Below are 26,444 nucleotides of genomic sequence, written 5' to 3'. Positions count from 1 at the left end.
GATGGACATCGAATCGTTTCCCCTCTACGACATCGAAGGCGACGCCCGCCAGTGCGGCCAGCAGTACGGCCGCGCCGCCGGCGACCGCATCGACCTGAGCCTGCGCACCTACCGCGCAGCCTTCGAGCGCGTGGGCCTGAGCTGGGACCGCACCCGCGCGCTCGCACGCCGCTTCATGCCGGTGATCGAGGCCTTCGACGCCGGCATGCTGCGCGAGATCGAGGGCGTTGCCGAAGGTGCCGGCGTGCCGCCGGAAGACATAGTGGCGCTGAACGCGCGCAGCGAGATGCTCTACGCCTTCCAGCAGCTCGAAGCCACCGAGCCGCCCGACGGCTGCACCGGCGTGGTGGTGATGCCTTCGGCCTCGCGCGAGGGCCGGCTCATCCATGCGCAGAACTGGGACTGGCGCGTGGAGAGCCTGGAGCTGGGCATCGTGCTGCGCATCCAGCCCGCCAAGGGCCCGTCGATGCTGACCTTCGCCGAGGCGGGCACGCTGGCGCGCGCCGGCCTCAACAGCGCGGGCATCGCCGTCACCGGCAACTTCATCAAGGCCGACAGCGACGGCAGGCAGCAGGGCGTGCCGCTGGCGCTGATCCGCCGCGGCATCCTGCAGTCGGAGCTGTACGCCAACGCGCTTGGCGTGGTGTGCCGCACTGCGCGCTCCATCTCCAACAACATGATCGTCACGCACGCCGAGGGCGAGGCCGTGAGCCTGGAGACCTGCCCCGAGCAGGTGTTCTGGCAGCAGCCCGAGGGCGGCATCCTGGTGCATGCCAACCACTTCAAGACGCCGGCCGCGCTCGCGCGCGTGGTGGACCGCAGCCTGGAGACCACGCCCGACTCGCTCTACCGCGACCGCCGCGTGACCGAGGCGCTGCACAACCGGCGCGCGGCAGGCCTTCTTGGCGAACAGGACGTGCTCGACGCGCTGCAGGACCGCTTCGGCGCGCCGCGCGCCGTATGCCGCAGCCCGAGTGCGGGGCCTGGCGGCGCCTCGTCGGCCACGGTGGCGACGATCGTCATGGACCCGGCGGCACGGAAGATGCGCATCGCCCCGGCGCCCTTCAGGGCCCATCGCTTCACCGAATATTCGCTCTGAACCCGAACGCCAGAACGTCCTAACGCCGCCGAGACCGCCCACGCCAGGAGTGTTGCCATGAAGAAAGTCCCCGTTCCTCCGTCCCGCCCACCCTCCGCATCGACAGCATCGCCAGCCTCGCTGGTCGCCGCCCTGGCGCTCGGCCTGGCAGCCGCTGTGCCCGCGCTCGCCCAGCCGGTGGTGGGCGCGGGCCAGACGCTGCGCATCCAGATCAATTCCGACATCCGCAGCACCGACCCCGGCGGCAACCGCGACGACAACACCGACAACGTGCTGCTCCACGTGGCAGAGGGGCTGGTCGCGCTGCGCGAGGACACCTCGGTGGGCCCGATGCTGGCGAGCAAGGTCGACACCTCGGCCGACGGCCTGACCTACACCTTCACGCTGCGCGAGGGCGTGAAGTTCCAGAACGGCGCCACGCTCACGGCCGACGACGTGGTCTGGAACTGGCAGCGCTATCTCAAGCCCGCCGGCGGCTGGCGCTGCCTGCCCGAGTTCGACGGCAAGGGCATGACCAAGGTGCTCTCGGTGGAGGCGCCCAACCCGAAGACGGTGGTGTTCAAGCTGGAGCGCGCGAGCGCGCTCTTCCTCACCATGATGGCCCGGCCCGACTGCGGCGGCGCCGCCATCCTGCACCGCAGCTCGGTCGGTCCCGACGGCCAGTGGAAGGAGCCCGTGGGCACGGGCCCCTACAAGCTCAAGGAGTGGAAGCGCGGCCAGTACGTGGAGCTCACGCGCTTCGACGGCTACACCTCGCGCGCCGAGCCGCGCGACGGACTGGCCGGCGGCAAGAAGGCCGAGATCGAGACCCTGCGCTTCGTCGTCATTCCCGATTCCGCCGCAGCCAAGGCCGCGCTCTACAGCGGCGGCATCGACGCATTCGTCAACCCCAGTCCGGCCGACGTGGTCGAGATGCGCAAGCGCTCCGACGTGCTGGTCGACACCACGCCGGTGATGTCGATGGTCGCGCTGCTGCTGCAGACCAGCGACCCGGTGCTCAAGGACGTGCGCATCCGCCGCGCGCTGGCGCTGTCGCTTGACACGCCCGAGATCGCACGTTCCGTCACCGAGGGCCTCTCGCCGGTCAACAACTCGGTGGTGCCTTCTTCCAGCCCCTACTACGACGCGGTGCAGGCCGGCGGCTTCAAGCGCGACATCGCCGCCGCGAAGAAGCTGCTGGCCGAGGCCGGCTACCGCAACCAGCCGATCCGCATGATCGCCAACAAGCGCTACGAGGCCCTGTACTCGGCCGCGGTGCTGGTGCAGGCCATGGCCTCCGAGGCGGGCATCAACATCGAGCTGGAGGTGCTCGACTGGGCCACGCAGCTCGACCGCTACACCAAGGGCCAGTACCAGAGCATGGCCTTCATCTACTCGGCGCGCATCGATCCCTCGCTCAATTTCGAGATGGTGTCGGGCGACAAGGCCGCGCAGCCGCGCAAGGTCTGGGACAGCGCCTACGCCCAGCCGCGGCTGGCCGAGTCGATGGTCACGCGCGACAAGGCGCGCCGCCAGGTGCTGTTCGACGAGATGCACAGGCAGATGCTGCAGGACGTGCCGATGATCGTGCTCTTCAACGCCAGCGACGCCACCGCCATGCGCAAGAACGTGCTCGGCTTCAAGGGCTGGGCGCCGGCCAAGCCGAGGTTCTGGAACGTGCGGCTGGCCGCCGCCGGCTGAACGGAGCCGCGCGAGCAATGCCCGCCTATCTCCTGCGCCGGATCGCGATGACGATCCCGACCCTGCTGCTGGTTTCCATCGCGGTGTTCACCCTGATGCGGCTGATTCCGGGCGACCCGGTGCTGCTCATGCTGGGCGAAGGCGCCGACCCCGCGCAGCTGGCGCTCATGCGCCACCAGATGGGGCTGGACCAGCCCCTGCCCGTGCAGTACCTCGTGTGGCTGAAGCACGCGCTGTCCGGCGACCTGGGCGTATCGACCACCAACGGCCTGCCGGTGCTGCCGCTGATCTGGGAGCGCTTCCAGGTCAGCGCGGTCATCGTGCTCGTCGCGGTGGCGCTGGCCTCGCTGATCGCCGTGCCCGCCGGCCTCGTCGCCGCCTGGCGCAAGGACAAGCCCACCGACCTCGCCATCATCGGCGCCGCGACGCTGATGCTCTCGGTGCCGAGCTTCTGGCTGGGCCTGCTGCTGCTGATGTTCTTCGGCCAGTACCTGGGCTGGCTGCCGGTGGTGGGCTACGTGCCGATGTCGGAGAACTTCTCGCAGGGCGTGCTCTACGTGATTCTTCCGATCGTGACGCTGCTGCTGGTGGAGACCGGCGTGCTCACGCGCATGTCGCGCGCCAGCACGATCGAGATCCTGCGGCTCGAATACGTGACGCATGCGCGCGCCAAGGGCGTGCCCGAATCGCAGGTGTTGCGCCGCCACGTGCTGCCCAACGCCTTCAACCCGACGCTCACCATGATCGGGCTGATCCTCGGGCACCTGCTCAGCGGCATCGCGGTTCTGGAGACGGTGTTCACCCTGCCCGGCCTGGGGCGGCTGATGATCGACTCGATCTTCGCGCGCGACTACCCGGTGCTGCAGGGCTGCATGCTGTTCACCGCCTGCATCTACGTCGTGATCAACCTGATCGTCGACATGTGCTACCCCCTCTTCGATCCGCGGGTGACTGTGCAGTGAAGACGAAGTTCAAGACCCATACCCTCATCGGCGGCGCGCTGGTCGCGGTGCTGCTGGCCGTTGCCGTGGCCGCCGCGCTGTGGACGCCCTACAACCCGCTGGGCATCGACCTGCGCTCCAAGCTGCAGCCACCTTCGATGGCGCACTGGCTGGGCACCGACGAGTTCGGCCGCGACGTGGCCAGCCGCGCGATGCAGGGCGCCGCCACCAGCTGCCTGGTGGCGCTGCTCACGGTGACGCTGGCCACCGCGATGGGACTGGTGATCGGCGTGGTCGCGGGCTTCGTGCGCGGCTGGACCGACCGCGTGCTGATGGCTTTCAACGACACGCTGCTGGCTTTTCCGGGGCTGCTGCTGGCGCTGGGCGTGATGGTGATCGTCGGCGCCAACAAGTGGGGCATCGTGCTGGCGCTGAGCATGGCCTATGCGCCTTCGGTGGTGCGCGTGGTGCGCGGCACGGTGCTGTCGCTGCGCGAGCGAGAGTACGTGGAGGCCTCGCGCATGATCGGCAACGGCGAGCTCTACACCATGTGGCGCCACGTGCTGCCCAACTGCATGGCGCCGGTGGCGGTGCTGGCCACCAGCATGTTCGGCTGGGTGCTGCTGTCGGAGAGCGCACTGAGCTTCCTCGGCCTGGGCGTGCCGCCGCCCGCGCCCACCTGGGGCAACATGCTCGCGAGCGCGCGGCCGTACATGGCCTCGGCCGTATGGCTGTGCGTGGTGCCGGGGCTGTGCATCGCGCTCACGCTGCTGGGCATCAACCTGCTGGGCGAATCGCTGCGCGATCGGCTCGATCCGCGGACGGAGAAGGCATGAACACCGCATCGAACCCCACCGTGCTGTCGGTGGAGCACCTGAAGATCGAACTGCGCAACGGCGCCCAGCCGCTGGTGCACGACCTGTCGTTCGAGGTGAAGGCGGGCGAGTTCCTCGCGGTGGTGGGCGAATCGGGTAGCGGCAAGACGATGGCCGCGCGTGCCATCCTGCAGCTGCTGCCGCCGGGCATCTCGCAGACGGGCGGGCGCATCGTGTTCGACGGCGAAGACCTGAGCACGCGCGACGCGAAGGCCATGCGCCCCATCCGCGGGCCGGGCATCGGCATGGTGTTCCAGGAGCCGATGGTCTCGCTCAACCCAGTGCACCGCATCGGCGAGCAGATGGCCGAAGGACTGCGCATGCACACGCAGCTGCCGGCCGCGGAGATCCGCGCGCGCATCGTCGACATGCTGCGCCGCGTGCAGATCGCCGACCCGGAGCGCTGCATGCACGCCTACCCGCACGAGTTCTCCGGCGGCATGCGCCAGCGCATCATGCTGGCCAGCGTGATGCTGCTGAAGCCGCGCCTGCTGATCGCCGACGAGCCGACCACCGCGCTGGACACGCTGAGCCAGCGCGAGGTGCTCGACCTGATGGTGGGCCTGGCGCGCGACAACGGCACTGCGGTGCTGCTCATCACTCACAACCTCGGCCTCGTGGGGCGCTATGCGCAGCGCGCGATCGTGCTGGAGAAGGGCCGGCTGGTCGAGACCGGCGAGGTGCCCGGCATCCTGCTGTCGCCGAAGCAGCCCTACACCCGCAAGCTGGTCGACGCGCTGCCGAGGCGCCAGGCGGCCAAGCCGGCGCCGGCGGAAACGCAACAGCCGCTGGTGCAGGTGCGCGGCCTGTGCGTGAGCTACGCGGGCGCGCGCGCCGGTTTCTTCAAGCGCCACGCACCCGTTCGCGTGATCGACTCGCTCGACCTCGACATCCACCCGGGCGAGATGGTCGCGCTGGTGGGCGGCAGCGGCTCGGGCAAGACCACGCTGGGCCGCGCCATCCTGCGGCTCGCGCCTTCGCAGGCGGGGCAGATCCTGTTCCGCGGTGAGGACATCCGCAGCGCCAGCCGCGCGGCGCTGCACCGCTTCAGGCTGGCCTGCCAGCTCGTGTTCCAGGATCCGTTCTCCTCGCTCGATCCGCGCATGCGCGTGCATGACATCGTGGCCGAGCCGCTGCGCCACCTGCCCGAACTCGACGCGGCGGCGCGCACGCGGCGCATGAACGAAACGCTGGACGAGGTCGGCCTGGACGGACTCGGCGCGCGCTACCCGCACGAGCTCTCGGGCGGCCAGCGTCAGCGCGTGGCGATCGCCCGCGCGCTGGTGCGGCGCCCCGCCTTCGTGGTGGCCGACGAGCCGGTGTCGGCGCTCGACATGACGATCCAGGCGCAGGTGCTCAAGCTGTTTCAGAGCCTGCAGAAGCACCACGGCTTCGCATGCCTGTTCATCAGCCACGACCTCGCGGCGGTGGAGCAGATCGCCGACCGCGTGATCGTGATGGAGCGCGGTCGCATCGTCGAGCAAGGCGCGCGCGACGCGGTGTTCGACGATCCGCGCCATGCCTACACGCAGGCGCTGCTCGCGGCCACGCCACGGCCCCTGATGACGATCGACGCGGCGCTGGCGGTACCCCAGGCGGAACGGGCCGTCGCGTGAACGCGAACGGCACGACGGCACAATGGGCCGCGTGCCGCGCATCCGACATCGCCTTCCCACCGCCCTCCTCGCACTGACGCTCGCTTGCGCCGCGCCCATGGCGCAAGCGGTGGAACCGGTGCTGCTCGTCACTTCGCCCGCCGCGCTGCAGGCGGCAGAGAAATCCGGCGCCGGCTTCGCGCGCTGGATGAACGGCGAATCGGCGCCGTCCGCCGATGGCGTCACCACCAACGATGCGCTGATGCGCACCCCTGCGTGGCGCTCGATTACCGAGCCGCTGGGCGCGAGCCTCGCCGGCATCCAGCGGCGCGACAAGCAGGCGGGCGTGGGTATCTCGCGCTATCCGCATCGGCTGTTCGATGCACGCTGGCTCGCGAGCCCCGACGCCTTCTTCGAGCTTGTCGGCGTCGCCAACCGCATGGACCGGCGGCCCTTCCAGAACGGCGCCTGCGGCGAGACGCGGCTGGTGTACCGGCTGGCCTACCGCACGGCCGCGATGCAGTCGCGCCTGCCGATGACGGTCAACGTCGAACTGCGCGGCGATGCGCCCGATGCCGACGGCAGTTGCGCTACGGCCGCGAAGCGCTGGCAGCCGCCGCAGGCCGCGATGGGCGACGAGGCACTGGGCCGCTGGCTCACTTCGGCCGACGGTCCGCTGGCGTCGAAGCGGCTGGCGCACGCGCGCATCGCGCAGGTCACGACCAACCTGCAGAGCGTGCGCTGGCCCTCGGCGGTGCGGCCTGACCTGGGCGGCCATGCCGAATACATGCTGCGCGCCTTCCGCTGGAACGCGGGCGCCAGGCGCTTCGATGTCGCGCCGCTGGAGAACACGCCCGATGTCGCGAAGCTCAAGGCCAGCGCCCCGCTGCGCAAGGAACTGCAGCTATGGCTGCATCAGCCCGCCAACCTGCGCGCGCTGGACGAGGCCACGCTGCAGATTCCCGACAGGTTCCTCGCGACCGAGGCCATCTCGGTCGCGCCGCGCGGGCTGGAGCGCCTTGCGAACCGGCCCTTCGAGCAGATCTACCCGGCCGGCGAATGGAAGGCCGTGCCCGGCAGCCGCACGCTGCAGTCGCCGCAGGCGGTGCTGCGCCGCCTCGACGACCTGAGCTGCATGGGCTGCCACCAGAGCCGCGCGGTGGCGGGCTTCCACCTGCTCGGCGTCGACCGTCGCGGCGCCTCGCGGACCTTCACCACCGGCAACGCGCTCGCGGTGCCGCACTCGCCGCACGTGCAGGACGAACTGGCGCGTCGCGAAGGCTATGTGCGGGCCGCGCTCTCCACGCCGCGGCCCGATCCGTTCCGCCCCTTGGCCGAGCCGATGGAAACGGATGGCCCGGCCGAACGCGCGACGGTCGGCGCACGCTGCGAGCCCACGCGCATCACGCAATCGGCCAACGCATGGCTCGACCGCGCCGAGAAGCTGCCGCGAATCTCCTGCGAAGGCCCGGCATCGGTCTGCGAGAAGACCTCGGTCGGCTTTCCGGGCGGCATGTGCTCCGGCCCCCTGCGACCCCAAGGACCCGAACGGCTCCTGCGGCGGCATCGCGATCCTCAGCGACTTCAACAGCTGCCTGGCCGCGAAGAAGCCCTTCGGCGAATGCCTGGCGAAGCACACGCGCCCCGGCAACCTGCGCACTTGCTCGGCGCAGCAGGCCTGCCGCGACGACTACATCTGCGCGCAGGCCGAGGGCCGGCCCGAGGGGCAAGGCGCCTGCATACCGCCTTACTTCCTGTTCCAGATGCGGGTGGACGGGCACTCCTGAGAGTGCCCGCGCCAAGAGCGCTCACTCGTTCATCGTCGGCCGCATCAGCCAGGCCGAGACCGCCGCCACCACACCGAGCACGGCCACGTAGACGCCCACCGGCACGATGCTCGAATACCTGGCGATCAGCGTGGCAGCGATGATCGGCGCCAGCCCGCCTCCGATGGCAGCGGCGAACTGGATGCCGATGGAAATGCCCGAGTAGCGCAACTCCGCCGGAAACTGCGCCGCGTAGAGATTGGACTGCGGTGCGAACATCAACGGGTAGTTGAGCGACAGCGCCAGCGCCATCGCCACCGTGTAGGCCGTGAGCGATCCGCTGCCGATGGCCTGGAAGAGCGGCACCGCCATCAGCGCCAACAGGAGGCCGCCGAACACGTACAGGCGCCGTGCGCCCACCTTGTCGGCAAGCCAGCCGGCCGCCGGAATGGTGAAGACCATCGCCGCAGAGCCCGCGATGAGCGCATGCAGCGCGTCGGAGCGCGAGAAGCCGAGGCGGCTGGTGGCGTACGAGATCGAGAACACCAGCACCGTGTAGATCAGCGTCACCTCGGCCAGCTTGCCGCCGATGGTCAGCAGCAGCGGCTTCATGTGCGCGGACACGACCTCGCGCGCCGGCAGCACCGCCGTCTTGCGATGGACCTTGACCTGCATGAACTCCGGCGACTCGTCTACCTTCATGCGGATGAACACACCCAGCACGATCAGCACCGCGCTCGCGAGGAAGGGCAGCCGCCAGCCCCAACTCAGGAAGCTGGACTCGGGCAATTGCGTGACCAGTGCGAAGGCGCCGGACGACAGCAGCACGCCGATCGGCGCGCCCATCTGCGGCATGCTGCCGACCAGCGAGCGCCATCGGGGCGGAGCGTGCTCCACCGCCATCAGCATCGCGCCGCCGAGTTCGCCGCCGAACGACAGGCCCTGCCCGATGCGAAGCAGCACCAGCAGCACCGCGGCCCAAAGACCGATGGACTCGTAGGTCGGCAGCAGGCCGATCAGCACCGTGCAGATGCCCATCAGCAGCAGGCTCAGCGTGAGCATCGACTTGCGGCCCAGCCTGTCTCCGTAGTGCCCAAAAATGATGCCGCCCAGCGGCCGAGCGAGCATGCCGCTCGCGAAGGTGCCGAAGGCCGCGAGCGTGCCGACGGTGGCGTCGAAGTTGGGGAAGAAGAGCTTGTTAAACACCAGCGCCGCGGCGGTGCCATAGGCCAGGAAGTCGAAAGCCTCGATGGCCGTGCCGACCATGGTGGCGGTGCCGATCTTCCACACGCTCTGGTGCTTCCTGCCGGCGGCGCCTTGCAAGGGAGGTGCGATGCTGTTCATGGCCGCTCCCCGGTGATCTGCCGCGCGAACATCGCGAAGCTGGCGTTGACGATGCTCCGCTGCAGCAGGAAGTCGTGCGACTCCTTCGCCAGTACCGGGTCCACCGGCTTGAGCCGGCCATAGGCCGACTGCGCGATCAGCTGGTTGCGCGCGGCGCGCTCGATGAGCACCGACATGTAGAGCGATTCCTCGATGCTCGCCGTGGCAGCCAGGAAGCCGTGGTTGGCGAGCAGCACGCAGCGCTTGGTGCCGAGCGCGGCCGAGATGATCTCGCCCTCGACGTCCGCGATCGGCAAGCCGGGCCACTCGGCCAGGAAGGCGCAGTCGTCGAAGAACGGGGTGGCGTCCATGTGGGCGATCTGCAGCGGCTCGCCGGTCATCGACAGTGCCGACACGTACGGCGGATGCGTGTGGATCACGCAGTTCACGTCCGGCCTGCGCTTGTAGACCCAAAGGTGGAAACGCACCGCCGGGTTGGGCACGCCGCGGCCTTCGAGCACGCGCAGCGAATCGTCGATGCGCATGACCGACTCAGCACGGATCTCGCCGAAGGCATGCGCCAGCGGCGTGGTCAGGAAGGTGCCGTCCGGCTGCCGCACGGTGACCTGTCCGGCCAGAGTTTCGGAATGGCCCTCCCTGGCGAGGATGCGGCAGCTCAGCGCGAGCTTCTCGGCCTCGCTCCAGTCGCCGTAGCTGAGGCCGTCGAGGGACGGTGCGGGGGTGTCGTGTCTTGCTGGGCTGGGATCGCTCACGCTGTGGCTCCTGTGCGTTCGTAGGGGTGCTGTCAATGTAAGAAGCAGCCCGCCGTTCGCTCTTGCGCCTGGGTGCACGCGCATTGATCCAGTGCGCCAACTAGTGGAAAGTCTTAGCCCCCGCGCAACGGATCGCTGCCTAGACTGCTGCTGCCGCCGCCCCCGCCTGGCACGAAGCATGCGGACCGTCGGCAGGAGCCCCACCCATGCACCACGACACGACAGCAGCCTCCGACCTGAGCTTCGCGCCCCGTTTCCGGCCGTTCTATCCGGGCGACGTGCAGGGCTACTCGAACGCGCTCGATTCGCTGGTCTATCCCGGCCAGCTCAGCGTGCGGGACAGCAATCCGCGCATGAGCCTCGAAGCCTGCCGCCTGGTGGGCGGGGGCCTGGCGATCAGCTTCTCGTCGACGCCGCTGGCGGTGCGCCACGACACCGCCCTGCCGTGTGCCGCAGGCGCTGGCGACGTGCTCGCGATGATCGCCGTCGAAGGCGAAGGCGCCATCGAGCAAGGCGGACGCCGCATGCCGTTTCGCAAGGGCGACATCACGTTCAGGACCACGCGGCTTCCATCCGCCTGTACGCTGACCGCGCCCGGCAAGCTGGTGGTGCTGCGGGTGCCGTCCGAGCGCTTCTTCGGCATCTACGCCGACCTGCACGAGCGCTTCGTGCCATCGATCGCTCAGGCGGATTCGCGGCTGGCAGAAGCCGCGCGCTCGCACATGGGGCATGTGTTCCCGGGAGCGGCGCACGTTGCGCCGGCGCTCGCCTATTTTTCCGAGCAGTCCTTCGTCGCACTGCTGGCCGCGGCCTATTGCGAGTCGCTGGACGAGTCGGCCGACCAGGACACGGCCGACGGCAAACGCCGCGAGCGCGACCGCTGGCAGCGGCTGGTGGCTTTCATCGAGGCGCATCTGGGCGACCCGGAACTGTCGGTCGACGCGGTCTCGCGGGAGCTCGGCATCTCGCGGCGGCTTACGCATCGGCTCTTCGAGACGCATCGCACGCAGTACGGCGCGTACCTGCGGATGCGCCGGCTTGAGCGCGCGAAGGACGAACTGCAGAACCGGCGGCTCGATCATCTGAGCGTGGCCCAGATCGCCTATCGCAACGGCTTCGGCGACGCGAGCCACTTCAGCCGCTGCTTCAGGGACCGGTTCGGCGTGCCTCCGGGGGGCTTTCGCAGGTCGCCGGACTGAGGGATCAAGTCCTTCTCGGAGACCAACTTCGATGAGGACCCGAAGAAGTTCGACGCGCCCACGCTCGTCGTGCAAGACCAAGCTGGTGAAGAACACACTGGCGACGAGGGGGCTCGCAGCGGGCCCATCGTCTTTTGCCGGCCTGCAGGAGCCCGTCTTCCGGTGACCTCTTAGTATTCGGGGCAAACAACACCAAGACAGAGGCCCGATGGACGTCTTCGAGAACGTACTCGTCATGCTGATCGCCGCCTGCCTGCTGCTGCAGCTGTCGCGGCGTCTCGCGCTGCCCTACCCCTCGATGCTGGCGCTGGCCGGCGTTTGCCTGGGCGCGATGCCCTGGGTGCCGCACGTGAGCCTCGACCCGCACCTGGCGCTCGCGCTTTTCATCGCGCCTGCACTGCTCGACTCGGCCTTCGACACCTCGCCGCGCGAACTGCGGCGCAACTGGATGTCGCTGGTCTCGCTGGTGCTGGTGGCGGTGCTGCTGACCACGGCCGTGGTGGCGTGGGCCGGCTGGGCTTTCGCGGGGCTGCCGCTGGCCGCGGCGATCACGCTCGGCGCCATCGTCGCGCCGCCCGACGCGGTGGCCGCGGCGGCGGTGATGCAGCAGTTCCGCATTCCTCGGCGCACGCTGTCGATCATCAACGGCGAGAGCCTGCTCAACGACGCCGTGGCGCTGCTGGTGTTCGGCGTGGCGGTGTCGGCGGCGGGGGCCGCGCACGTGCCGATGACGAGCTCGCTGCCGATGCTGCTGGTGGCGGTGCCGGGCGGTGCGCTGGTGGGCTTCGCCTTCGCCAAGCTCAATCTGCATTTCGGCGCACCGCTCTTCGCGGGCACGCGCTCGGCCATCATCTTCCAGTTCGTGATGACTTTCGGCGCCTGGATCGTGGCCGAGCGGCTGCACCTGTCGCCCATCATCTCGGTGGTGGCCTTCGGCATGACGCTGGGCCAGTACGCACCGAGGCGCCATGCGCCGCGCGACCGCGTGCACTCCTATGCGGTGTGGGGCGCGGTGGTGTTCACGCTCAACGTGCTGGCCTTCTTCCTCATGGGGCTGCAGGCGCGCGGCATCCTCACGCGGCTGTCGGGGCCGCAGCTGACGCATGCGCTGGAGTTCGCCGCCCTCGTGCTGGCGCTGGTCATCGGGGTGCGGGTAGCGTGGTTGCTGATCTACGGCGCCGCGATGCGCAAGTACAAGCTGCGCCTGATCGTGCAGGGGCGCAAGGTGCCGCTGCCCTCCAGGCGCATCAACCTGCTGGTCGGCTGGTCGAGCATGCGCGGGCTGGTGACGCTGGCCACCGCCTTCGCGCTGCCGGCGGAGTTTCCGGGGCGCGATCTCATCGTGCTGAGCGCGTTCGCGGTGGTGCTTGGCACGCTGGTGATCCAGGGCTTCACCATCGGACCGCTGATCAGGGTGCTGAAGATCGAGCCCGACGATTCGCAGGACAGGGAGATCTCGCTCGCCCGCACCGCGATGATGGATGCGGCGCTCACGGCCATCGAAGCCGAGGACGGACGCGAGGCCGATGCCGTGCGCGACGAATACCGCGCCGCGCGCGCCCTGGCGCAGGACGAGCGCCATCCGCAGGCCAAGACCGCGCACGACCAGCTGCGCGCCGTGGCCATTCGCGCGCAGCGGCAGGCGCTCGACTCGCTGCGCCAGACGGGCGAGATCGAGGACGACACCTATCACCAGCTGGAGGAAGAGATGGACTGGGCCGAGCTCAACGCCATTCCGGCGAACGACGTGCGGCTGCAGAGCGTCTGAGGCCCGGCTTCCTCTTCTCTGCCTTCAACCCTCCTCGTACCACCGGTCCTTCGCCAGCATCACCCGGTGGTGGCCGTGGCCCGAGGGCATCATCGGAAAGCAGTTCTCCTGCGCTTCGACCTGCACGTCGAGGAAGAACGGCCCCTCGCTCGCGAGGCATTCGGCCAGCGCGTCCTCGAGTTCCGCCGGGTCGCAGACCCGTCGCGCGCCCCAGCCGAAGGCCTTGGCCAGCGCCACGAAGTCGGGCAGTGCCTCGTTCCAGCTGTGGCTCAGGCGGTTGCCATGGTTCAGCTCCTGCCACTGGCGCACCATGCCCATGTAGCCGTTGTTGCTCAGCACCAGCTTCACCGGCACGCGGTGCTGCACGGCCGTGGAAAGCTCCTGGATGTTCATCAGCACCGAGGCATCGCCGCTCACGCACACCGTGAGCGCGCCGGGGTGGCCGATCTGCGCGCCGATGGCGGCGGGCAGCCCGTAGCCCATGGTGCCGGCGCCGCCGGAGGTGAGCCAGCGGCGCGGGCTGTCGAAGCGCAGGTACTGCGCGGCCCACATCTGGTGCTGGCCCACGTCGGTCGACACGATGGCGTCGCGTCCGGCAATGGCGCGCTGCAGAGAAGACATCAGCTGCTGCGGCAGGATCGAACCGGCCTTCGGCTCGAAGGCCAGGCAGTCGACGGCGCGCCAGCGTTCGATGCGCTCCCACCACGGCGCAAGCCGCTCGGGCGCGAAGCCCTCTGCCGGCAGCAGCGCGAGCAGGCTCTTCGAGGATCGCGGCGCAGTCGCCCACCATCGGCACGTCCACGCGCACCACCTTATTGATGCTGCCGGGGTCGATGTCGATGTGGATCTTGCGGGCGTGCGGGCAGAACTCGTCGAGCTTGCCGGTCACGCGGTCGTCGAAGCGCGCGCCGATGCAGACCACCAGGTCGGCTTCGTGCATCGCGAGGTTGGCTTCGAGCGTGCCGTGCATGCCCAGCATGCCGATGAACTTCGGGTCCGATGCCGCAAAGGCGCCCAGCCCCATCAGCGTGAGCGTGCACGGCGCGTGCATCAGGTTGACCAGCTTCGTAAAGGCTTCGCATGCCGCCGGGCCCGAATTGACGAGTCCGCCGCCGCCGTAGATGACGGGCCGGCGCGCGGTGGAAAGCAGGTCGGCGGCGCGCTGCACCATGGCCTTGGGCGGCAGCGCGGTGCGGCTGGTGCGCAGTGCTCGAAGCGGCGCGGGCTCGGAGGCGCGGCCCAGGCGCTGCAGCTGGATGTCCTTCGGCACGTCGAGCAGCACCGGGCCGGGTCGGCCGGTCGATGCGATCTCCAGCGCGCGGCGCACCAGCGCGGGCACGTCGTCGGCGGCGCGGACCTGGCGGTTCCACTTCGTCACCGGGCGCGACATGCCCAGCGCGTCGCTTTCCTGGAACGCCTGCGTACCGATGACGGCGGTGGCGACCTGCCCGCTGATGCACAGCACCGGCACCGAATCGCTGATTGCGTCCAGCAGCCCGGTGATGGTGTTGCCCACACCCGGCCCGGAGGTGACCAGCACCACGCCCACGCGGCCGGTGCTGCGCGCATAGCCCTCGGCCGCGTGCACGGCCGCCTGCTCGTGGCGCACCAGCACGTGGCGCAGCCGGGGTTCGCCGTGCAGCGCGTCGTAAAGCGGCAGCGCCGCCCCGCCGGGGTAGCCGAAGATGGTGTCCACGCCGCACTCGACCAGGGTGTCGAGCAGGGCCTCGGCGCCGTTGCGGATGCGAACCGGCTTGGTGTCGGGGTGGAGGGACGGGGAGGACGTGGGGGGTAGGTCGAGCAGTCGCATGCCGTCAATTCTTCCGTTTCGGGCGCAGAATATGCATCTTTCTTTTGGCTCTTTAAGCTCGATTCATGAAAACCAATCGGCAAACACCGAGCGACAGCGAAGGATCTTTCGACAAGACCGACCTGGCGATCCTGCGGGTGCTCCTGCTCGACTCGCGCAAGACCCTGCAGGAGATCGGCAACGAGGTCGGCCTTTCGCCCACCAGCTGCTGGACGCGCATCAAGAAGCTGGAGGCCACCGGGGTCATCAAGCGCTACACGGTGGACGTCGACCCGGCCAAGCTCGGCTACCACGACTCGGTGATCGTGCAGGTCACGCTGGAGAGCCACACCGACGAGACGCTCTACGACTTCGGCCGCACGCTCGCCACCATCCCGGAGATCCAGGAGGCCTACCTGGTCTCGGGCGACTACGACTACTACATCCGCATCGCCGTGCGCGACACGCGCGACTACGAGCGGCTGCTGCGCGAGAAGCTGTACAAGATTCCGGGCATCCGCCACAGCAAGTCGCACTTCGTGCTGCGGGTGCTGAAGGAAGCGAGCGTGCCCGTCATCTGAGGCCACGCGCCATGGCCGGGCTCAGAGCCGGATCAGTTCCACTCGCCGGTTCTTCGCCCGCCCCGCCTCGCTGTCGTTGGGCGCCACCGGCTCCGAGGCACCCGCGCCGCGCGTGGTGAAGCGGCGCGGGTCCACACCCGCCTTCACCAGCACCGAGATCACCGCCAGCGCGCGGCGCTTCGAAAGATCGTCGTTGTGCTTCGCCTCGCCCTGCGCGTCGGTGTGGCCCACCACCGACAGCTTCAGGGGCGGGTTGTTGCGCATGAGCTTGGTCATCTCGTCGAGCGTGGGCTGCGACTCGGGGCGGATCACGTCCTTGTCGAGGTCGAAGAGGATGCCGTAGAGATTGACGCGCCCCGTCTCCGCCAGGCTCTTCTGCATGGCCGTGGCGTCGAGGAACACGATCTTGTTCTCCTCCATCGCCTTGCTCTCCACCACCCGCACGAAGGCGTGGTTGCCGACCTCGGCGTTGTGCTCGGCCAGGGCGATGCTGGCGTAGACGGTGCCGCCCGGCCCGGTCTTCCTGGCAAGCAGGTAGCGTCCGCTCACGGCGAAATAGTTGCGCGCGTAGTCGCCCCGGCTGCCCAGGCGCGGCCATTCGGGGGCGTCGAAGGCCAGCGCGAAGTCGTAGGGCGTGGTGGTGTCCACGCTGCCGTCGCGCGGCTTGTAGCACGAGCCATCGGCGGTGCCGCAGCTGAACAGCACCTCGAAGCCCTTGGCCTTCAGGCTGGACTCGTAGTTGCGCTGCACCTCCAGCAGCGAGCGCTCCTTGGGCAGCCTGTATAGATAGAGCGTGACCTTGCCCTCGACCTTGAGCAGGTCGGGCTTGCCGCCGCCCCAGTTCTGGAACGGCTCCTTGATCAGGCCCACTTCGTCGTAGGCGGCCGCCTTGTAGCCGTCGAGCACCGAGCCCTCGTAGCGCCCGACCAGCGGGTTGTCCTTGGCCGGCTCGGCGGCGAAGGAGCCGGCGGCCGACGAGAGCAGCGCGCCTGCCACCAGGCGGGCAACGAGAACCATGAAGGCGGACTGTTTCATCGGCGGGCCCGGAAGAGGAATGGAAGCGGGGAAACACAGCGACCTGTGCATGCTAGGGAACGCCGCCGCCGCTGTGCATTCGACGGACGGCCTATGCCGCCGCCCCGCCGGGTCGCCGGCGTGTTAACGGTCGTAATCGCAGGCGTATTCGAGGGGGAACATAATCGCGCCCGTCTCGCGAGGGCGAGATCCGGGCTCCACGGCACGGAGCCGTAACGCAGCGGCTTCAGGCCGGTGCAAACCACAAAGAAGCGACTTCCAAGGCAAAGCGATCTATGAGGCTGGGCAGCAAGAGCTGTTGGCGAATCGGCAGGTGGATCGCAAAGCTTTTGCTGGCCGCCGTGCCGGTGCTCCTGTCGTTCGCACACGCTGCCGAGCCGGCGACGGGGCAGTCGCCGCAGGGCGGCGAGGCCGTGCACATCACGCGGGTCGAGCTGCTTTCCGTCCCGGGCAACGGCTATACCGCTCCTCCGCGCGACGTGCAGGAGGCGGCACTGCCTCCCAAAGGCTGGAGAAACGTCAACCTCCCGCACACGGTCGGACGCGAGCTGGTGCCCGACGAAGGCAGCGGCGCACGCACCGTCACCGACTGGTACCGCATCGACCTCTCCGGCAGGGCTTCCGTGCGCGAGCCCCAGTTGCTCTATCTCCCGCGCTGGAAGACGCTGGGCCACATCGCGGTGTACGGCGACGGCGCCCTGCTCTACCAGTCGCACGGCAGCCCCATCCACAACGGCTACAACCATCCGCTGCTGCTGCCGCTGAACCCGACGGCCGGCGCGCCGCCGCCGAAGACCGTGCTGATCCGCGTCGACCGCCTGCGCAACAGCGGCAGCGGCTTTTCCACCGTCTGGATCGGCAGCGAGGCCTCGCTGAGCTGGCGCTACCAGATCCGCCAGCTGCTGCAGGTGCAGCTGCCCTTCATGGGCAGCGCCGCCTTCCTGGCGGTCGGCGCATTCGCCTTCGCGGTGTGGCTGGGCAGGCGGCGCGAACTGCTCTACCTGCTGTTCTTCGCCATCTCGGCGATGGCTTTCCTGCGCACGCTGCACTACTACGCGGGAGGCAGCTTCATCCCGATCTCGGACGACTGGTTCGAGTGGATGACCGTCTCCAGCCTGCTCTGGCTGATCATCCTCATCCACCTGTTCCTGCAGCGCCTGCACCAGCAGCCCTCGGTCTGGCTGACGCGCATCTCGATCGGGCTGGTGCTGGCCTGCAACATCACGACGCTGCCGCAGCTGTCGACGAAGATCGTCAACCTCTACCTGTTCACGCCGCTGCTCAACCTGGCGGTGCTGCCCATGGCGGTGCTGATCTTCACGGTGAACCTGCGCAAGTCGCTGCGCAACCAGCAGAGCGAAGGACGGCTGGTGGCGGGCTGGACGGTGTTCGCGCTCGCGCTCACCTCCTGCGACGGACTGCTGCAGAACAACCTCGTGAGCCCCGAGAGCGTCTACATGTCGCCCTACGCCATCATCAGCCTGTTCTTCGTGTTCTCGTACATCATGTTCCAGCGCTACACCGACGCCTTCGCCGAGGTGGGCCGGCTGAACAGGGGCCTGGCCCAGCGACTGCAGGCGCGCGAGGCGGAACTGGAGCAGAGCTACCAGCGGCTGCGCGTGAGCGAGAACCAGCACATGCTCAGCGCCGAGCGCCGCCGCCTCATGCAGGACATGCACGACGGGCTGGGCTCATCCCTCATCAGCGCGATCCGTTCGGTGGAACGGGGCGCCATGACCGAGGCCGAGATCTCCCGCGTGCTCAAGGGCTGCATGGAAGACCTGCGGCTGGTGATCGATTCCATGGAAAGCGTCGACGCCGACCTGCTCCTGCTGCTGGCGACCATGCGCTTTCGCCTCGCGCCGCGCATCGAGAGCGCCGGCATCACCCTGCAATGGGAGGTGCAGCCCGTGCCCAGCCTGCCCTGGCTCGACCCGGACGGCGCGCTGCACATCCTGCGCATCGTGCAGGAATGCGTGGCCAACGTGCTGCGCCACACGCGGGCCACCACCATCTGCGTGAGCACCGCCACGGCGAACGACGGCGTGTGCGTGATGGTCGAGGACAACGGCGGCGGCTTCGACGTGGAACAAGCCATGCGGCGCGGCGGCCGCGGGCTGCGCAACCAGCAGCGGCGCGCGCAGGAGATCGGCGGCACCGTGAGCTGGGAAGCCGGCGCCGCCGGCACGCGCTTCGTGCTCTGGCTTCCGCTGGAACGGCCGGCCGGGGTAGGCAAGGTCCTGAGCGCGGCCTGAACGCACAGGCTCAAGCCTCAAAGGCTGGCCGCGATCTGCTCGCGCAGCCACTTGTGGGCCGGATCGCGATGCCGGCGTTCGTGCCAGAGCATCGCCATCTCGTAGCCCGGCACTTCCAGCGGCGCCTCCACCACGCTCAGCCCGGGCGCGTTGCGCGCCAGCCGCTCGGGCAGCATCGCGACCATGTCGGTGCCCGCCACCGCCGACATCATGAAAAGGAAGTGCGGCACCGACAGCACCACCTTGCGCGTCAATCCCTGCTGCGCCAGTACCTCGTCGGTGGGCCCCGCGAAGCCGCCACCGGCCAGCGACACCACCACGTGCTCCAGCGCGCAGAACTGCGCGAGCGTGGGCCGGCGCTTCAGGCGCGGATGGCCCGCGCGGCCGACGAGCACATAGCGCTCATTAAACAGCACCCGCGCATGCAGTCCCGGCGGCGCGCCCACGCTGGTGTGGAAGAACAGGTCGATCTCGCCGCTTTCCAGCTGCCGCGCCATGCGCGACGGCACGGCCTCCACCACCGCCAGCCGCGTGTTCGGCGCGGCCGCACGCAGCCCGGCCAGCGCCGGCAGCAGGATGGCCGACTCGGCGTAGTCGGCCGCGGCAACGCGCCATGTGGTGCCGGCCTCGGCCGGCTCGAAGGGCCGAGTCGGAGCGACCGCGCGGCCCAGCGCTTCGAGCGCCTCGTGCAGCGGCTCGCGCAGCTCGTCGGCCCGCGCGGTCGGCCGCATGCCACGCTGCGCGGGCAGCAGCAGCGGATCGCCGAAGACCTCCCGCAGCTTGGCCAGCTGCACGCTCACCGAGGGCTGCGACAGGTTCAGCCGCTCGGCGGCTCGCGTGACGTTGCGCTCGGCCAGCAGGGTGTCGAGCGTGACCAGCAGGTTCAGGTCGAGGCGGCTGAAATTGTTCATGGCAATTCCTGGAATTCAGACTATTCATTTCCAATATATCGCCAGGCGACCTAACCTGAAGGCATCCCCACTCGAACCCTCAGGAAATCATGAACGTCCTACTGGTCCTTGCCCATCCCGAACCCGCCTCGCTCAACGGCTCGCTGCACCGCTTCATGCTCGATCGCCTCACGGCCAACGGCCACAGCGTGCGCGTGTCCGACCTCTACGCCATGCGCTGGAAGCCCACGCTCGATGCCGACGACTTCCCGGCGCGCGACACCGCCGCGCGTTTCGACCCGGTCCTGGATTCCCAACAGGCCTTCGAGGCCGGCACGCAGACAGCCGACATCGCCGCCGAGCAGGAGAAGCTGCTCTGGGCCGACGCGGTGATCCTGCAGTTCCCGCTCTGGTGGTACTCGATGCCCGCCATCCTCAAGGGCTGGATCGAGCGCATCTACGCCCATGGCTTCGCCTACGGCGTGGGCGAGCATTCAGACCGGCACTGGGGCGACCGCTTCGGCGAAGGCGTCATGGCGGGCAAGCGCGCCATGCTCGTGGTGACGGCCGGCGGCTGGGCCTCGCACTACGCGCCGCGCGGCGTCAACGGGCCGATGGAATACCTGCTCTTCCCGATCCACCACGGCATCCTCTACTACCCCGGCTTCGACGTGCTGCCGCCCTACGTCGTGTATCGCACCCACAAGATCGACGAGGCCGCGTACGCGCGCATCACGCAGGAGCTGGGCGAACGGCTCGACACGCTCTTCAGCACCGAGCCGATTCCCTTCCGCCGCCAGAACGGGGGCGACTACGAGATCCCCGCCCTCACCCTGCGCGAGCACATCGCGCCGGGCAAGACGGGTTTCGCGGTGCACACCGCGAACTGAGCAGGCTCAGGGCAGCACCGGGTTCGCCACTGCGTTGGCTATGGCCGCGTCGGCATCCACGCGCAGCATGAAGCGCTTCGCCACCAGGTCGTTGGCGGCTGCGGTCACCGCCGCCACGTAGCCGGCCTGGTCGGTGTAGCGCTCCTGCAGCGAGGGGCGCGGATCGGCGCCGCGCAGCGCGGCCGTCTTCGCGAACGGGAAGTACGAGCCGAAGAGGCCCGCCTGGTCGATGCGGCCCGGCACGCTCGTGTAGTTCCAGCCGGTGTTCGTGCCCAGCGGCACGGCCACGTCGAGGCTGCGGATGCCGGCGACGTCGTTGCCGTCGGCGTCCACCTGCGGCACCAGGATCGCGTAGTCGCGGCCCAGGTAGGCCGGCGGCACCTGCGTGGCGATGCCGCTCTCGTCCTGCGGACGGTAGTTCGGGCCCCAGTCGAGCAGCGAGTAGTTGTTGACCAGGCCGGTGTAGCTCACGCCAGGAATCGAAGGGAACTTGACCTGCTGCGGCCGCACCAGCGTGGCGTCGGCGATCTTCGGCACCTGGCTGTCGGGCGGCGTCGTGCCCTCGACGACCCAGTCTTCCAGGTTCTGGTACAGCGCGCGCACCACCGGGATCACGCCGGCATTGCCGTTGGTCGCATAGAGCGCGCCGGCGCTGAAGCCCGGCAGCGACGCGAGGCCCAGCAGATGGTGCGTGCTCGCGTAGTAGTAGACGCGGGCATTGGCGGGCTGCACGAGGTCGGTCGTGCCCCAGGCGTCTGTCAGCAGCGGCGAGCCCTGCAGCACGTAGAACTCGGTGCCGCTGAAGCCGATGAAGAGCTTGGGGCAGGTGCCGCTCGCCTCGCAGCGCGACAGGATGCCGCCGCGGCGCTGCGCCACGTCGTCCACGTAGTCCTTCGAGAGCCCGCGCGTGCCCGCCTGTCCGAAGGCGGTGTGGTCGGCACGCACGCCGCCGCCGCCGCCCGGAATGGCGAAGCGCATGTTGATGTTGGTCTGCCGCGCCGCGATCTGCGCGAACACGCCGTCGAACACCTTCTGCCGCGCACGGTCCTCGTTGAAGCCGAGGTGCACGAAGGTCTTCATGAAGTTGCCGCACTGCGAGACACCCGATGCGATCGTGTTCCTGATCGCGGCCGCCACCGGGTTGGCCGTGCCGACCGAGTCGCTGGCATCGCGATGGAAGAAGGTGATCATGTCGCGCAGCGCCGCGAGGCCCAGGCCCATGACCTTCGGATCCTTCGCGACGTAGACCAGCTCGTACAGATAGGCCGGGTCCCTCTTGTCCTTCAGGCACACGCTCGTCTCGTCGGGCGTGCCGGGGGAACGGCGTGGCGGCGCTGCACTTCGCGAACTTCCAATCGCTCGCCGGAATGAGCTGGCGCGCGTCGCCCTCGTTGATGCGGCGAGTGAGCACGTAGCCGGGCTTCGTGTTGTCGAGGCTGGCGGTGGCGTAGGCCTGCATCGCGGCGTTGAACGGACCGCCGGGCAACGGCAGCGAATCGTTGGTGGCCGCGGTGGGCAACAGCTCGGCACGGTAGGTGCCGGTGATGCTGCTGCCGTCGGCATTCTTCGCGACCGGCACCTTCAGCGTGAGCTTCCCGGCTGCGGCCGGCACGTCGCCCTGCCACGCGGCCGTGAGGAACACGTAGCCGCGCGAGGCGAAGTACGGATCGAGGTTCACGATGTTGCCGCGGTTCGGCGCGTCATAGCGCAGCACGCCGCTGGCCTTGCTCATGTCCTTGGGCTTGAAGAGCACGAAGTCGGAGGTGTACTCGACCTTGCCGTTGGCGTTGAGCGGCGCGATCTGCAGGTCCTGGATGATCGCGTTGCGGGCGTCCTTCGGATCGACCTCGCCGGTGAAGGTGCCGGTGATCTTCTCGTAGGCGCCGACGCTGCCGAAGGTGCCCGGCACGTCTTCGGTTGCAGTGATCGCGAGCTTGTACTTCGGGGCGGCGGCCGCGGCAGGCGGAGGCGTCGACGGGGTTCCGGTGGAAGGCGGCGGCAGGATCAGCCCGCCCCCTCCTCCGCCGCCGCTTCCGCCGCAGGCGCTCAGAAGAAAAAGGGCGGCCGAAGCCACCGTGGCAGCCCTGAGGCTCCAGCGTTTCATGGTTTGTCTCCTTCGTTGTGTGTCTTTGTCTGCGTGCGGCGCCGATCCCCGCTACGGCGTGCGGGCCGTCAGGTCACTCGGCCTCGATGCCGGCCGCCTTCACGATGCGGCCCCATTTCTGCGACTCGCCGGCCTGGAACTTCGCCAGTTCCTCGGGCGAGCTGGTGAACACCTCGGTGCCGGTCGGCTCGTAGAAGGCGGTCTTCGCGGCTTCGCTCTTCGCGGCCTTCACCAGCAGCTCGTTGAGCCGCTTGACCACGGCCGGCGGCGTTTTCGCGGGCGCGTAGGCCGCGAACCAGTAGCCCATCTCGTAGCCCTTCACGCCCGCCTCGGCGATGGTGGGCACGTCGGGCGCGAGCGCCGATCGCGTGGAGCTGGAGAAGCCCAGCGCGCGCAGCTTGCCGGCCTTGACCTGCGGCAGGCCGGTGGCGGTGTCGGTGATCATCATGTTGATCTGCCCGCCCAGCAGGTCGGTCACGGCGAGCGTGTTGCTCTTGTAGGGCACGTGCAGCAGCTTGATGTCGGCCATCTGCTGCAGCAGCTCGCCCGCCATGCGGCTCGACGAACTGCCGCTGCCGAAGCTGTACTTGCCCGGCTCCTTCTTCGCCAGCGCAATGAACTCGGCCACGCTCTTCGCGGGGAAGGTGGGGTTCACCACCATGATCTGCCCGCCCTTGCCGAGCGCGGCCACGGGCGAGAAGTCCTTCACCGGGTCGTAGGGCAGCTTCTTGAACAGGTGCTCGTTGGCCGCATGCGTGGTGTTGGTGGTGATGAGCACCGTGTAGCCGTCGGCCGGTGCCTTGGCCACGTTCTGCGAGGCGATGAAGCCGCTGGCGCCCGCCTTGTTGTCGATGACCACGGCCTGCTTGGTCTCGGCGGTGATCTGGGTGCCGAGCGCACGCGCGATCTGGTCGGTGGCCGTGCCGGCCGCGAAGGGCACGACGAAGGTGATCGGCTTCTCGGGAAAGGCCTGCGCCTGCGCCAGCAATGGCACCACGGCCAGCGCGGCGGTCAGCAAGGTGAGGGGGAATCGTTTCATTGTCTTGTCTCCGTATGGAATGCTTGGTAAGGGAAAAAGGATTGCGGCTACGGCCCGGCCAGCAGCGGCACCAGCTCGCGCGGCACGCGCACCGGCATGTCGAGCAGCAGGAAGGAAAGCGCCTTGCCGTGCGCGTCGAGGTTCAGCGCATCGTTGACGCCGCCGTCGAGCACCGCGTCGAGCACGAAGTTCATCGCGCCGAGCTTCGGCAGCAGGAAGCGCTGCACCTGCGAGGGCGCGCGATGGTGAAACTGCGCCGCCACGCGTTCCAGCGTGAGCTGCTCGACCAGCACGGGATAAAGCTGCGCGTGCCAGGCGATGACGCTGATGTTGGAACGGTCGCCCTTGTCGCCGGTGCGGCCGTGGGCGGCGCGGTACAGGGGCACTTCGATGGTGTCTGCCATACCGTTCATGCAAGTTCCTCCTGCGGAATCAATTCGAAGCGCACTGGTATCGCCTCGCGCGGCAGCAGGCACGACAGCGTGTTGAGCCTGGGCGTGAGCACGGTGCGCACGCCGCCGCCGCCCGCCGGGCCGCAGGTGTAGAGCGCCATCACTTCGCGTGCCAGCCGCTCGGCCTGCGCACGCTGCGTGTGCGAGGCCGCGACGCGCAGGCGCACGTCGCGCAGGCCGGCATCGGGCGTGTCCGCCAGCGCGCGGCCGGCGTCGTCGCCGAAGATGCTCAGCGCGCCGATCAGGTCCACGCGAAGCGCGAGGCCGTCGAGCCGCTTTCTCAGCACATCCGCTGCGAGCCGCGCCCGCGCCTCGGCGCGCGGGCCGGCATAGGAAATCTCGCCCTCGGCCAGCCAGCCGCCTTCATGGCACACGTTGACCTTGTAGCGATCCGGCCGCGCATGGCCGCGAACGCCGGAAAGCGCCACCCGGTCGGCACCGTCCAGCGCCTGCACCTCGGCTTCGGAGATGTCGGCGACCACGTCGGGCGTCAGGTAGGCGGCCGGGTCGTGCACCTCGTAGAGCAGCTGTTCCTTCACCGTCGCCTCGCTCACGAGGCCACCGGTGCCGTCGGCCTTGCCGATGGTGCAGCGGCCTTCGGCGTCGATCTCGGCGATGGGAAAGCCGACCGACTCCAGGCCGGGCACGTCCTTGTAGCCCGGGTCGGCGAAATAGCCGCCGCACACCTGCGCGCCGCATTCGAGCAGGTGGCCCGCCATGGTCGCGCGGCCCAGCCGGTCCCAGTCGTCGGCGCGCCAGCCGAAGTGCGACATGGCCGGGCCGACCGTGAGCGACGGATCGGCCACGCGGCCGCACACCACGATCTGCGCACCCGCATCGAGCGCCGCCGCGATGGGCTCGGCGCCGATGTAGGCATTGGCGCTCACCACGCGCAGGCCTTCCATCTGCGCGCCCAGTGCTTCCTGCAGCATCGCGCGGTGCTCGGGCCCCGACAGGTCGTCGCCCTCCACCACCGCGATGCGCGGCGCGCTCGCGCCCAGTTCGCGCGCCATGCGGGCGATGTGCCGGGCGGCGGCGCGCGGATTGGCAGCGCCGAAGTTGCTGACGATGCGGATGCCGTGCGCCAGGCAGCGCGCGAGCACGGGCCTCAGCATGGGGTCGAGCAGCGGCTCGTAGCCGGCCTCGGGGTTGTCGCGGCGGCGCAGCTGCGCCAGCGCGAGCGTGCGCTCGGCCAGCGTCTCGAAGATCAGGAAGGCGCGCTGCCCGGCGGGGCCGCTGGCAAGGCGCGCGATCAGCGTGTCGACCACCGGCCCGGCAGCGTCGGTGCGGTCGCCCGAGAAGCCGGCGGCGCAACCGATCAACAGCGTGGGCGGAACATTCGGATTCATCGGCGTGCACTGTAGGCAGCGCGGGGTCATCCGTAAAATCGAAAATCCGGATCGATTGATCCGCTTTTCAAATAAGAAGAGAGACAAGAAGATGAGAAAGACGCCCGACCTCTCCACGCGCCAGCTGCGCGCCTTTCTCGCGCTGGCCGAGCACCGCAACTTCACGCGCGCGGCGCAGGGCAGCCATCTCTCGCAGCCCGCCTTCAGCGCGCTGATCCGCACGCTGGAAGATGCCGTCGGCACCCGCCTGTTCGACCGCGACACGCGCAGCGTACAGCTCACGCCTGAGGGCAGGCTGTTCGAGAGTTCGGCGCGCCGGCTGCTCGACGACATGGGCAGCGCCATGGACGACCTTGCCGATCACGTGGAGCGCCGCAAGGGCCGTGTGCGTGTGGCCGCCCTGCCCTCGCTCGCGGCCGGCTGGCTGCCTTCGGTGTTCGCCGAGTTCATGCAGGCGTGGCCGGGCATCCGCATCGACCTGGACGATGCGCTGTCGGACGCCTGCATCGCGCTCGTGCGCAACGGCCAGGCCGACTTCGCGCTCGCGGCATCGGGCGCGGGCGGCACTGCAGACGGCGACCTGCGCGCGCGCAAGCTCTGCACCGACCGCTTCCATCTCGTGTGCCGCGCCGACCATCCGCTCGCGAGCGAGCCGCGCCTGACGGTGAAGAAGATCGCGCCCTACCCGTTCATTCAGATGGCACGCAACAGCAGCGTGCGGCAGGCACTCGACGCTGCCCTGCATCCGCAGCGGCTGAACTCGGTGTTCGAGGTGGAGCACCTGGCCACGGTGATGGGGCTGGTAGAAGCCGGCCTGGGCATTAGCGTGGTGCCCGCGCTCACGCTGTTCCACTTTCAGCGCGAAACACTGGTAACGCGCCCGCTGCCCTTGCCCTCGCTCACGCGCACGCTCTACGTGGTGCAGCGGCGCGAAGGCAGCCTGTCGGTGGCGGCGCAGACGCTGCACGACCTCATCGTCGAGCGGCTCGGGGCGCTGCGACTGGACTGAGGGCCGGCCCACCGCCCCGACCCGCCATCCGC

General features: G+C 69.1%; 18 protein-coding genes and 2 pseudogenes. 11 read left to right on the top strand and 9 right to left on the bottom strand.

Going from position 1 to position 26,444, the window contains the following annotated elements:
* Position 1: 1 nt before the first annotated feature.
* From ACHMXA_RS15460 to ACHMXA_RS15440, 5 genes are read left to right on the top strand one after another with little or no spacing between them, the layout of a single operon-like run.
* On the top strand, positions 2 to 1,099 hold the full coding sequence (locus ACHMXA_RS15460; RefSeq protein WP_176667531.1) for a C45 family peptidase: 1,098 nt from the start codon (positions 2 to 4) through the stop codon (positions 1,097 to 1,099).
* 57 nt (positions 1,100 to 1,156) lie between these two features.
* Complete coding sequence (locus ACHMXA_RS15455; protein WP_176667530.1) at positions 1,157 to 2,779, top strand: ABC transporter substrate-binding protein; 1,623 nt, start codon at positions 1,157 to 1,159, stop codon at positions 2,777 to 2,779.
* Positions 2,780 to 2,796: 17 nt separating this feature from the next.
* On the top strand, positions 2,797 to 3,741 hold the full coding sequence (locus ACHMXA_RS15450; protein ID WP_176667529.1) for an ABC transporter permease: 945 nt from the start codon (positions 2,797 to 2,799) through the stop codon (positions 3,739 to 3,741).
* Positions 3,738 to 4,556, top strand: coding sequence for an ABC transporter permease (locus ACHMXA_RS15445; protein ID WP_176667528.1), 819 nt, complete (start codon positions 3,738 to 3,740; stop codon positions 4,554 to 4,556). The genes ACHMXA_RS15450 and ACHMXA_RS15445 overlap by 4 nt, the downstream gene beginning before the upstream one ends.
* Positions 4,553 to 6,211: an ABC transporter ATP-binding protein gene (locus ACHMXA_RS15440; protein WP_176667527.1), complete on the top strand. Its 1,659-nt coding sequence runs from the start codon at positions 4,553 to 4,555 to the stop codon at positions 6,209 to 6,211. Before ACHMXA_RS15445 ends, ACHMXA_RS15440 begins: the two co-directional genes overlap by 4 nt.
* Before the next feature lie 1,787 nt (positions 6,212 to 7,998).
* On the opposite strand, the gene ACHMXA_RS15435 is transcribed toward ACHMXA_RS15440, so the two are convergent.
* Together ACHMXA_RS15435 and ACHMXA_RS15430 are read right to left on the bottom strand one after the other, a co-directional pair.
* Entirely contained in the window at positions 7,999 to 9,300 is a 1,302-nt protein-coding gene (locus tag ACHMXA_RS15435) for an MFS transporter (protein ID WP_176667525.1), read from the bottom strand.
* Positions 9,297 to 10,052 (bottom strand): aldolase, encoded by a 756-nt coding sequence (locus ACHMXA_RS15430; protein WP_371132255.1) that lies wholly within the window; start codon positions 10,050 to 10,052, stop codon positions 9,297 to 9,299. The genes ACHMXA_RS15435 and ACHMXA_RS15430 overlap by 4 nt, the downstream gene beginning before the upstream one ends.
* 206 nt (positions 10,053 to 10,258) lie before the next feature.
* On the opposite strand from ACHMXA_RS15430, the gene ACHMXA_RS15425 reads away from it, so the two are divergent.
* Positions 10,259 to 11,251 carry a helix-turn-helix domain-containing protein gene (locus tag ACHMXA_RS15425; protein ID WP_176667523.1) on the top strand — a complete coding sequence of 331 codons (993 nt, stop codon included), beginning with the start codon at positions 10,259 to 10,261 and terminating at the stop codon, positions 11,249 to 11,251.
* Between the two features lie 208 nt (positions 11,252 to 11,459).
* Positions 11,460 to 13,019, top strand: coding sequence for a sodium:proton antiporter (locus tag ACHMXA_RS15420; protein ID WP_176667522.1), 1,560 nt, complete (start codon positions 11,460 to 11,462; stop codon positions 13,017 to 13,019).
* Between the two features lie 24 nt (positions 13,020 to 13,043).
* Here the strand turns inward: ACHMXA_RS15420 and ilvB are convergent.
* A pseudogene (gene ilvB, locus ACHMXA_RS15415) lies at positions 13,044 to 14,829 on the bottom strand (biosynthetic-type acetolactate synthase large subunit).
* 65 nt (positions 14,830 to 14,894) lie between these two features.
* On the opposite strand from ilvB, the gene ACHMXA_RS15410 reads away from it, so the two are divergent.
* The gene (locus tag ACHMXA_RS15410; protein WP_395315746.1) at positions 14,895 to 15,389 is read left to right on the top strand and encodes an Lrp/AsnC family transcriptional regulator; all 495 of its coding nucleotides are present in this window, start codon (positions 14,895 to 14,897) and stop codon (positions 15,387 to 15,389) included.
* A 21-nt stretch (positions 15,390 to 15,410) separates the two neighbouring features.
* On the opposite strand, the gene ACHMXA_RS15405 is transcribed toward ACHMXA_RS15410, so the two are convergent.
* The gene (locus ACHMXA_RS15405) at positions 15,411 to 16,424 is read right to left on the bottom strand and encodes an OmpA family protein (RefSeq protein WP_395315745.1); all 1,014 of its coding nucleotides are present in this window, start codon (positions 16,422 to 16,424) and stop codon (positions 15,411 to 15,413) included.
* A 341-nt stretch (positions 16,425 to 16,765) separates the two neighbouring features.
* Here ACHMXA_RS15405 and ACHMXA_RS15400 point away from each other — a divergent pair, with 341 nt between their 5' ends.
* On the top strand, positions 16,766 to 18,679 hold the full coding sequence (locus ACHMXA_RS15400) for a sensor histidine kinase (protein WP_395315744.1): 1,914 nt from the start codon (positions 16,766 to 16,768) through the stop codon (positions 18,677 to 18,679).
* 17 nt (positions 18,680 to 18,696) lie between these two features.
* Here ACHMXA_RS15400 and ACHMXA_RS15395 read toward each other — a convergent pair whose 3' ends face one another.
* A complete protein-coding gene (locus ACHMXA_RS15395) occupies positions 18,697 to 19,590 on the bottom strand; it encodes a LysR family transcriptional regulator (RefSeq protein WP_395315743.1) in 894 nt (297 codons plus the stop codon).
* A gap of 89 nt (positions 19,591 to 19,679) precedes the next feature.
* Between ACHMXA_RS15395 and ACHMXA_RS15390 the strand changes: the two genes are divergently transcribed.
* Positions 19,680 to 20,459 carry an NAD(P)H-dependent oxidoreductase gene (locus ACHMXA_RS15390; protein ID WP_395315742.1) on the top strand — a complete coding sequence of 260 codons (780 nt, stop codon included), beginning with the start codon at positions 19,680 to 19,682 and terminating at the stop codon, positions 20,457 to 20,459.
* Between the two features lie 6 nt (positions 20,460 to 20,465).
* On the opposite strand, the pseudogene ACHMXA_RS15385 reads toward ACHMXA_RS15390, so the two are convergent.
* The 4 genes and pseudogenes from ACHMXA_RS15385 to ACHMXA_RS15370 form a co-directional block, all read right to left on the bottom strand.
* Positions 20,466 to 22,563: pseudogene (locus ACHMXA_RS15385) on the bottom strand (alpha/beta hydrolase domain-containing protein).
* 73 nt (positions 22,564 to 22,636) lie between these two features.
* A complete protein-coding gene (locus tag ACHMXA_RS15380; protein WP_395315741.1) occupies positions 22,637 to 23,602 on the bottom strand; it encodes a Bug family tripartite tricarboxylate transporter substrate binding protein in 966 nt (321 codons plus the stop codon).
* Between the two features lie 47 nt (positions 23,603 to 23,649).
* Entirely contained in the window at positions 23,650 to 24,015 is a 366-nt protein-coding gene (locus tag ACHMXA_RS15375) for a hypothetical protein (RefSeq protein ID WP_395315740.1), read from the bottom strand.
* Positions 24,012 to 25,403 carry an acyclic terpene utilization AtuA family protein gene (locus tag ACHMXA_RS15370; RefSeq protein ID WP_395315739.1) on the bottom strand — a complete coding sequence of 464 codons (1,392 nt, stop codon included), beginning with the start codon at positions 25,401 to 25,403 and terminating at the stop codon, positions 24,012 to 24,014. Before ACHMXA_RS15370 ends, ACHMXA_RS15375 begins: the two co-directional genes overlap by 4 nt.
* A 91-nt stretch (positions 25,404 to 25,494) precedes the next feature.
* Here ACHMXA_RS15370 and ACHMXA_RS15365 point away from each other — a divergent pair, with 91 nt between their 5' ends.
* Positions 25,495 to 26,412, top strand: coding sequence for a LysR family transcriptional regulator (locus tag ACHMXA_RS15365; protein ID WP_176667512.1), 918 nt, complete (start codon positions 25,495 to 25,497; stop codon positions 26,410 to 26,412).
* Positions 26,413 to 26,444 lie beyond the last annotated feature (32 nt).

Origin of the sequence: Variovorax sp. UC74_104 (assembly GCF_044055375.1) — a bacterium.
Classification (GTDB): Bacteria; Pseudomonadota; Gammaproteobacteria; order Burkholderiales; family Burkholderiaceae_C; genus Variovorax.
The sequence above is the reverse complement of the archived record's forward strand: the minus strand, read 5'-3'. Positions and strand labels throughout refer to the sequence as shown.

Bases quoted from the DNA above. Each gene is read 5' to 3' on its own strand.
- ACHMXA_RS15460 (WP_176667531.1), top strand. From the start codon at position 2: ATGGACATCGAATCGTTTCCCCTCTACGACATCGAAGGCGACGCCCGC.
- ACHMXA_RS15455 (WP_176667530.1), top strand. From the start codon at position 1,157: ATGAAGAAAGTCCCCGTTCCTCCGTCCCGCCCACCCTCCGCATCGACA.
- ACHMXA_RS15450 (WP_176667529.1), top strand. From the start codon at position 2,797: ATGCCCGCCTATCTCCTGCGCCGGATCGCGATGACGATCCCGACCCTG.
- ACHMXA_RS15440 (WP_176667527.1), top strand. From the start codon at position 4,553: ATGAACACCGCATCGAACCCCACCGTGCTGTCGGTGGAGCACCTGAAG.
- ACHMXA_RS15435 (WP_176667525.1), bottom strand. From the start codon at position 9,300: ATGAACAGCATCGCACCTCCCTTGCAAGGCGCCGCCGGCAGGAAGCAC.
- ACHMXA_RS15425 (WP_176667523.1), top strand. From the start codon at position 10,259: ATGCACCACGACACGACAGCAGCCTCCGACCTGAGCTTCGCGCCCCGT.
- ACHMXA_RS15420 (WP_176667522.1), top strand. From the start codon at position 11,460: ATGGACGTCTTCGAGAACGTACTCGTCATGCTGATCGCCGCCTGCCTG.
- ACHMXA_RS15410 (WP_395315746.1), top strand. From the start codon at position 14,895: ATGAAAACCAATCGGCAAACACCGAGCGACAGCGAAGGATCTTTCGAC.
- ACHMXA_RS15405 (WP_395315745.1), bottom strand. From the start codon at position 16,424: ATGAAACAGTCCGCCTTCATGGTTCTCGTTGCCCGCCTGGTGGCAGGC.
- ACHMXA_RS15395 (WP_395315743.1), bottom strand. From the start codon at position 19,590: ATGAACAATTTCAGCCGCCTCGACCTGAACCTGCTGGTCACGCTCGAC.
- ACHMXA_RS15390 (WP_395315742.1), top strand. From the start codon at position 19,680: ATGAACGTCCTACTGGTCCTTGCCCATCCCGAACCCGCCTCGCTCAAC.
- ACHMXA_RS15380 (WP_395315741.1), bottom strand. From the start codon at position 23,602: ATGAAACGATTCCCCCTCACCTTGCTGACCGCCGCGCTGGCCGTGGTG.
- ACHMXA_RS15375 (WP_395315740.1), bottom strand. From the start codon at position 24,015: ATGAACGGTATGGCAGACACCATCGAAGTGCCCCTGTACCGCGCCGCC.
- ACHMXA_RS15370 (WP_395315739.1), bottom strand. From the start codon at position 25,403: ATGAATCCGAATGTTCCGCCCACGCTGTTGATCGGTTGCGCCGCCGGC.
- ACHMXA_RS15365 (WP_176667512.1), top strand. From the start codon at position 25,495: ATGAGAAAGACGCCCGACCTCTCCACGCGCCAGCTGCGCGCCTTTCTC.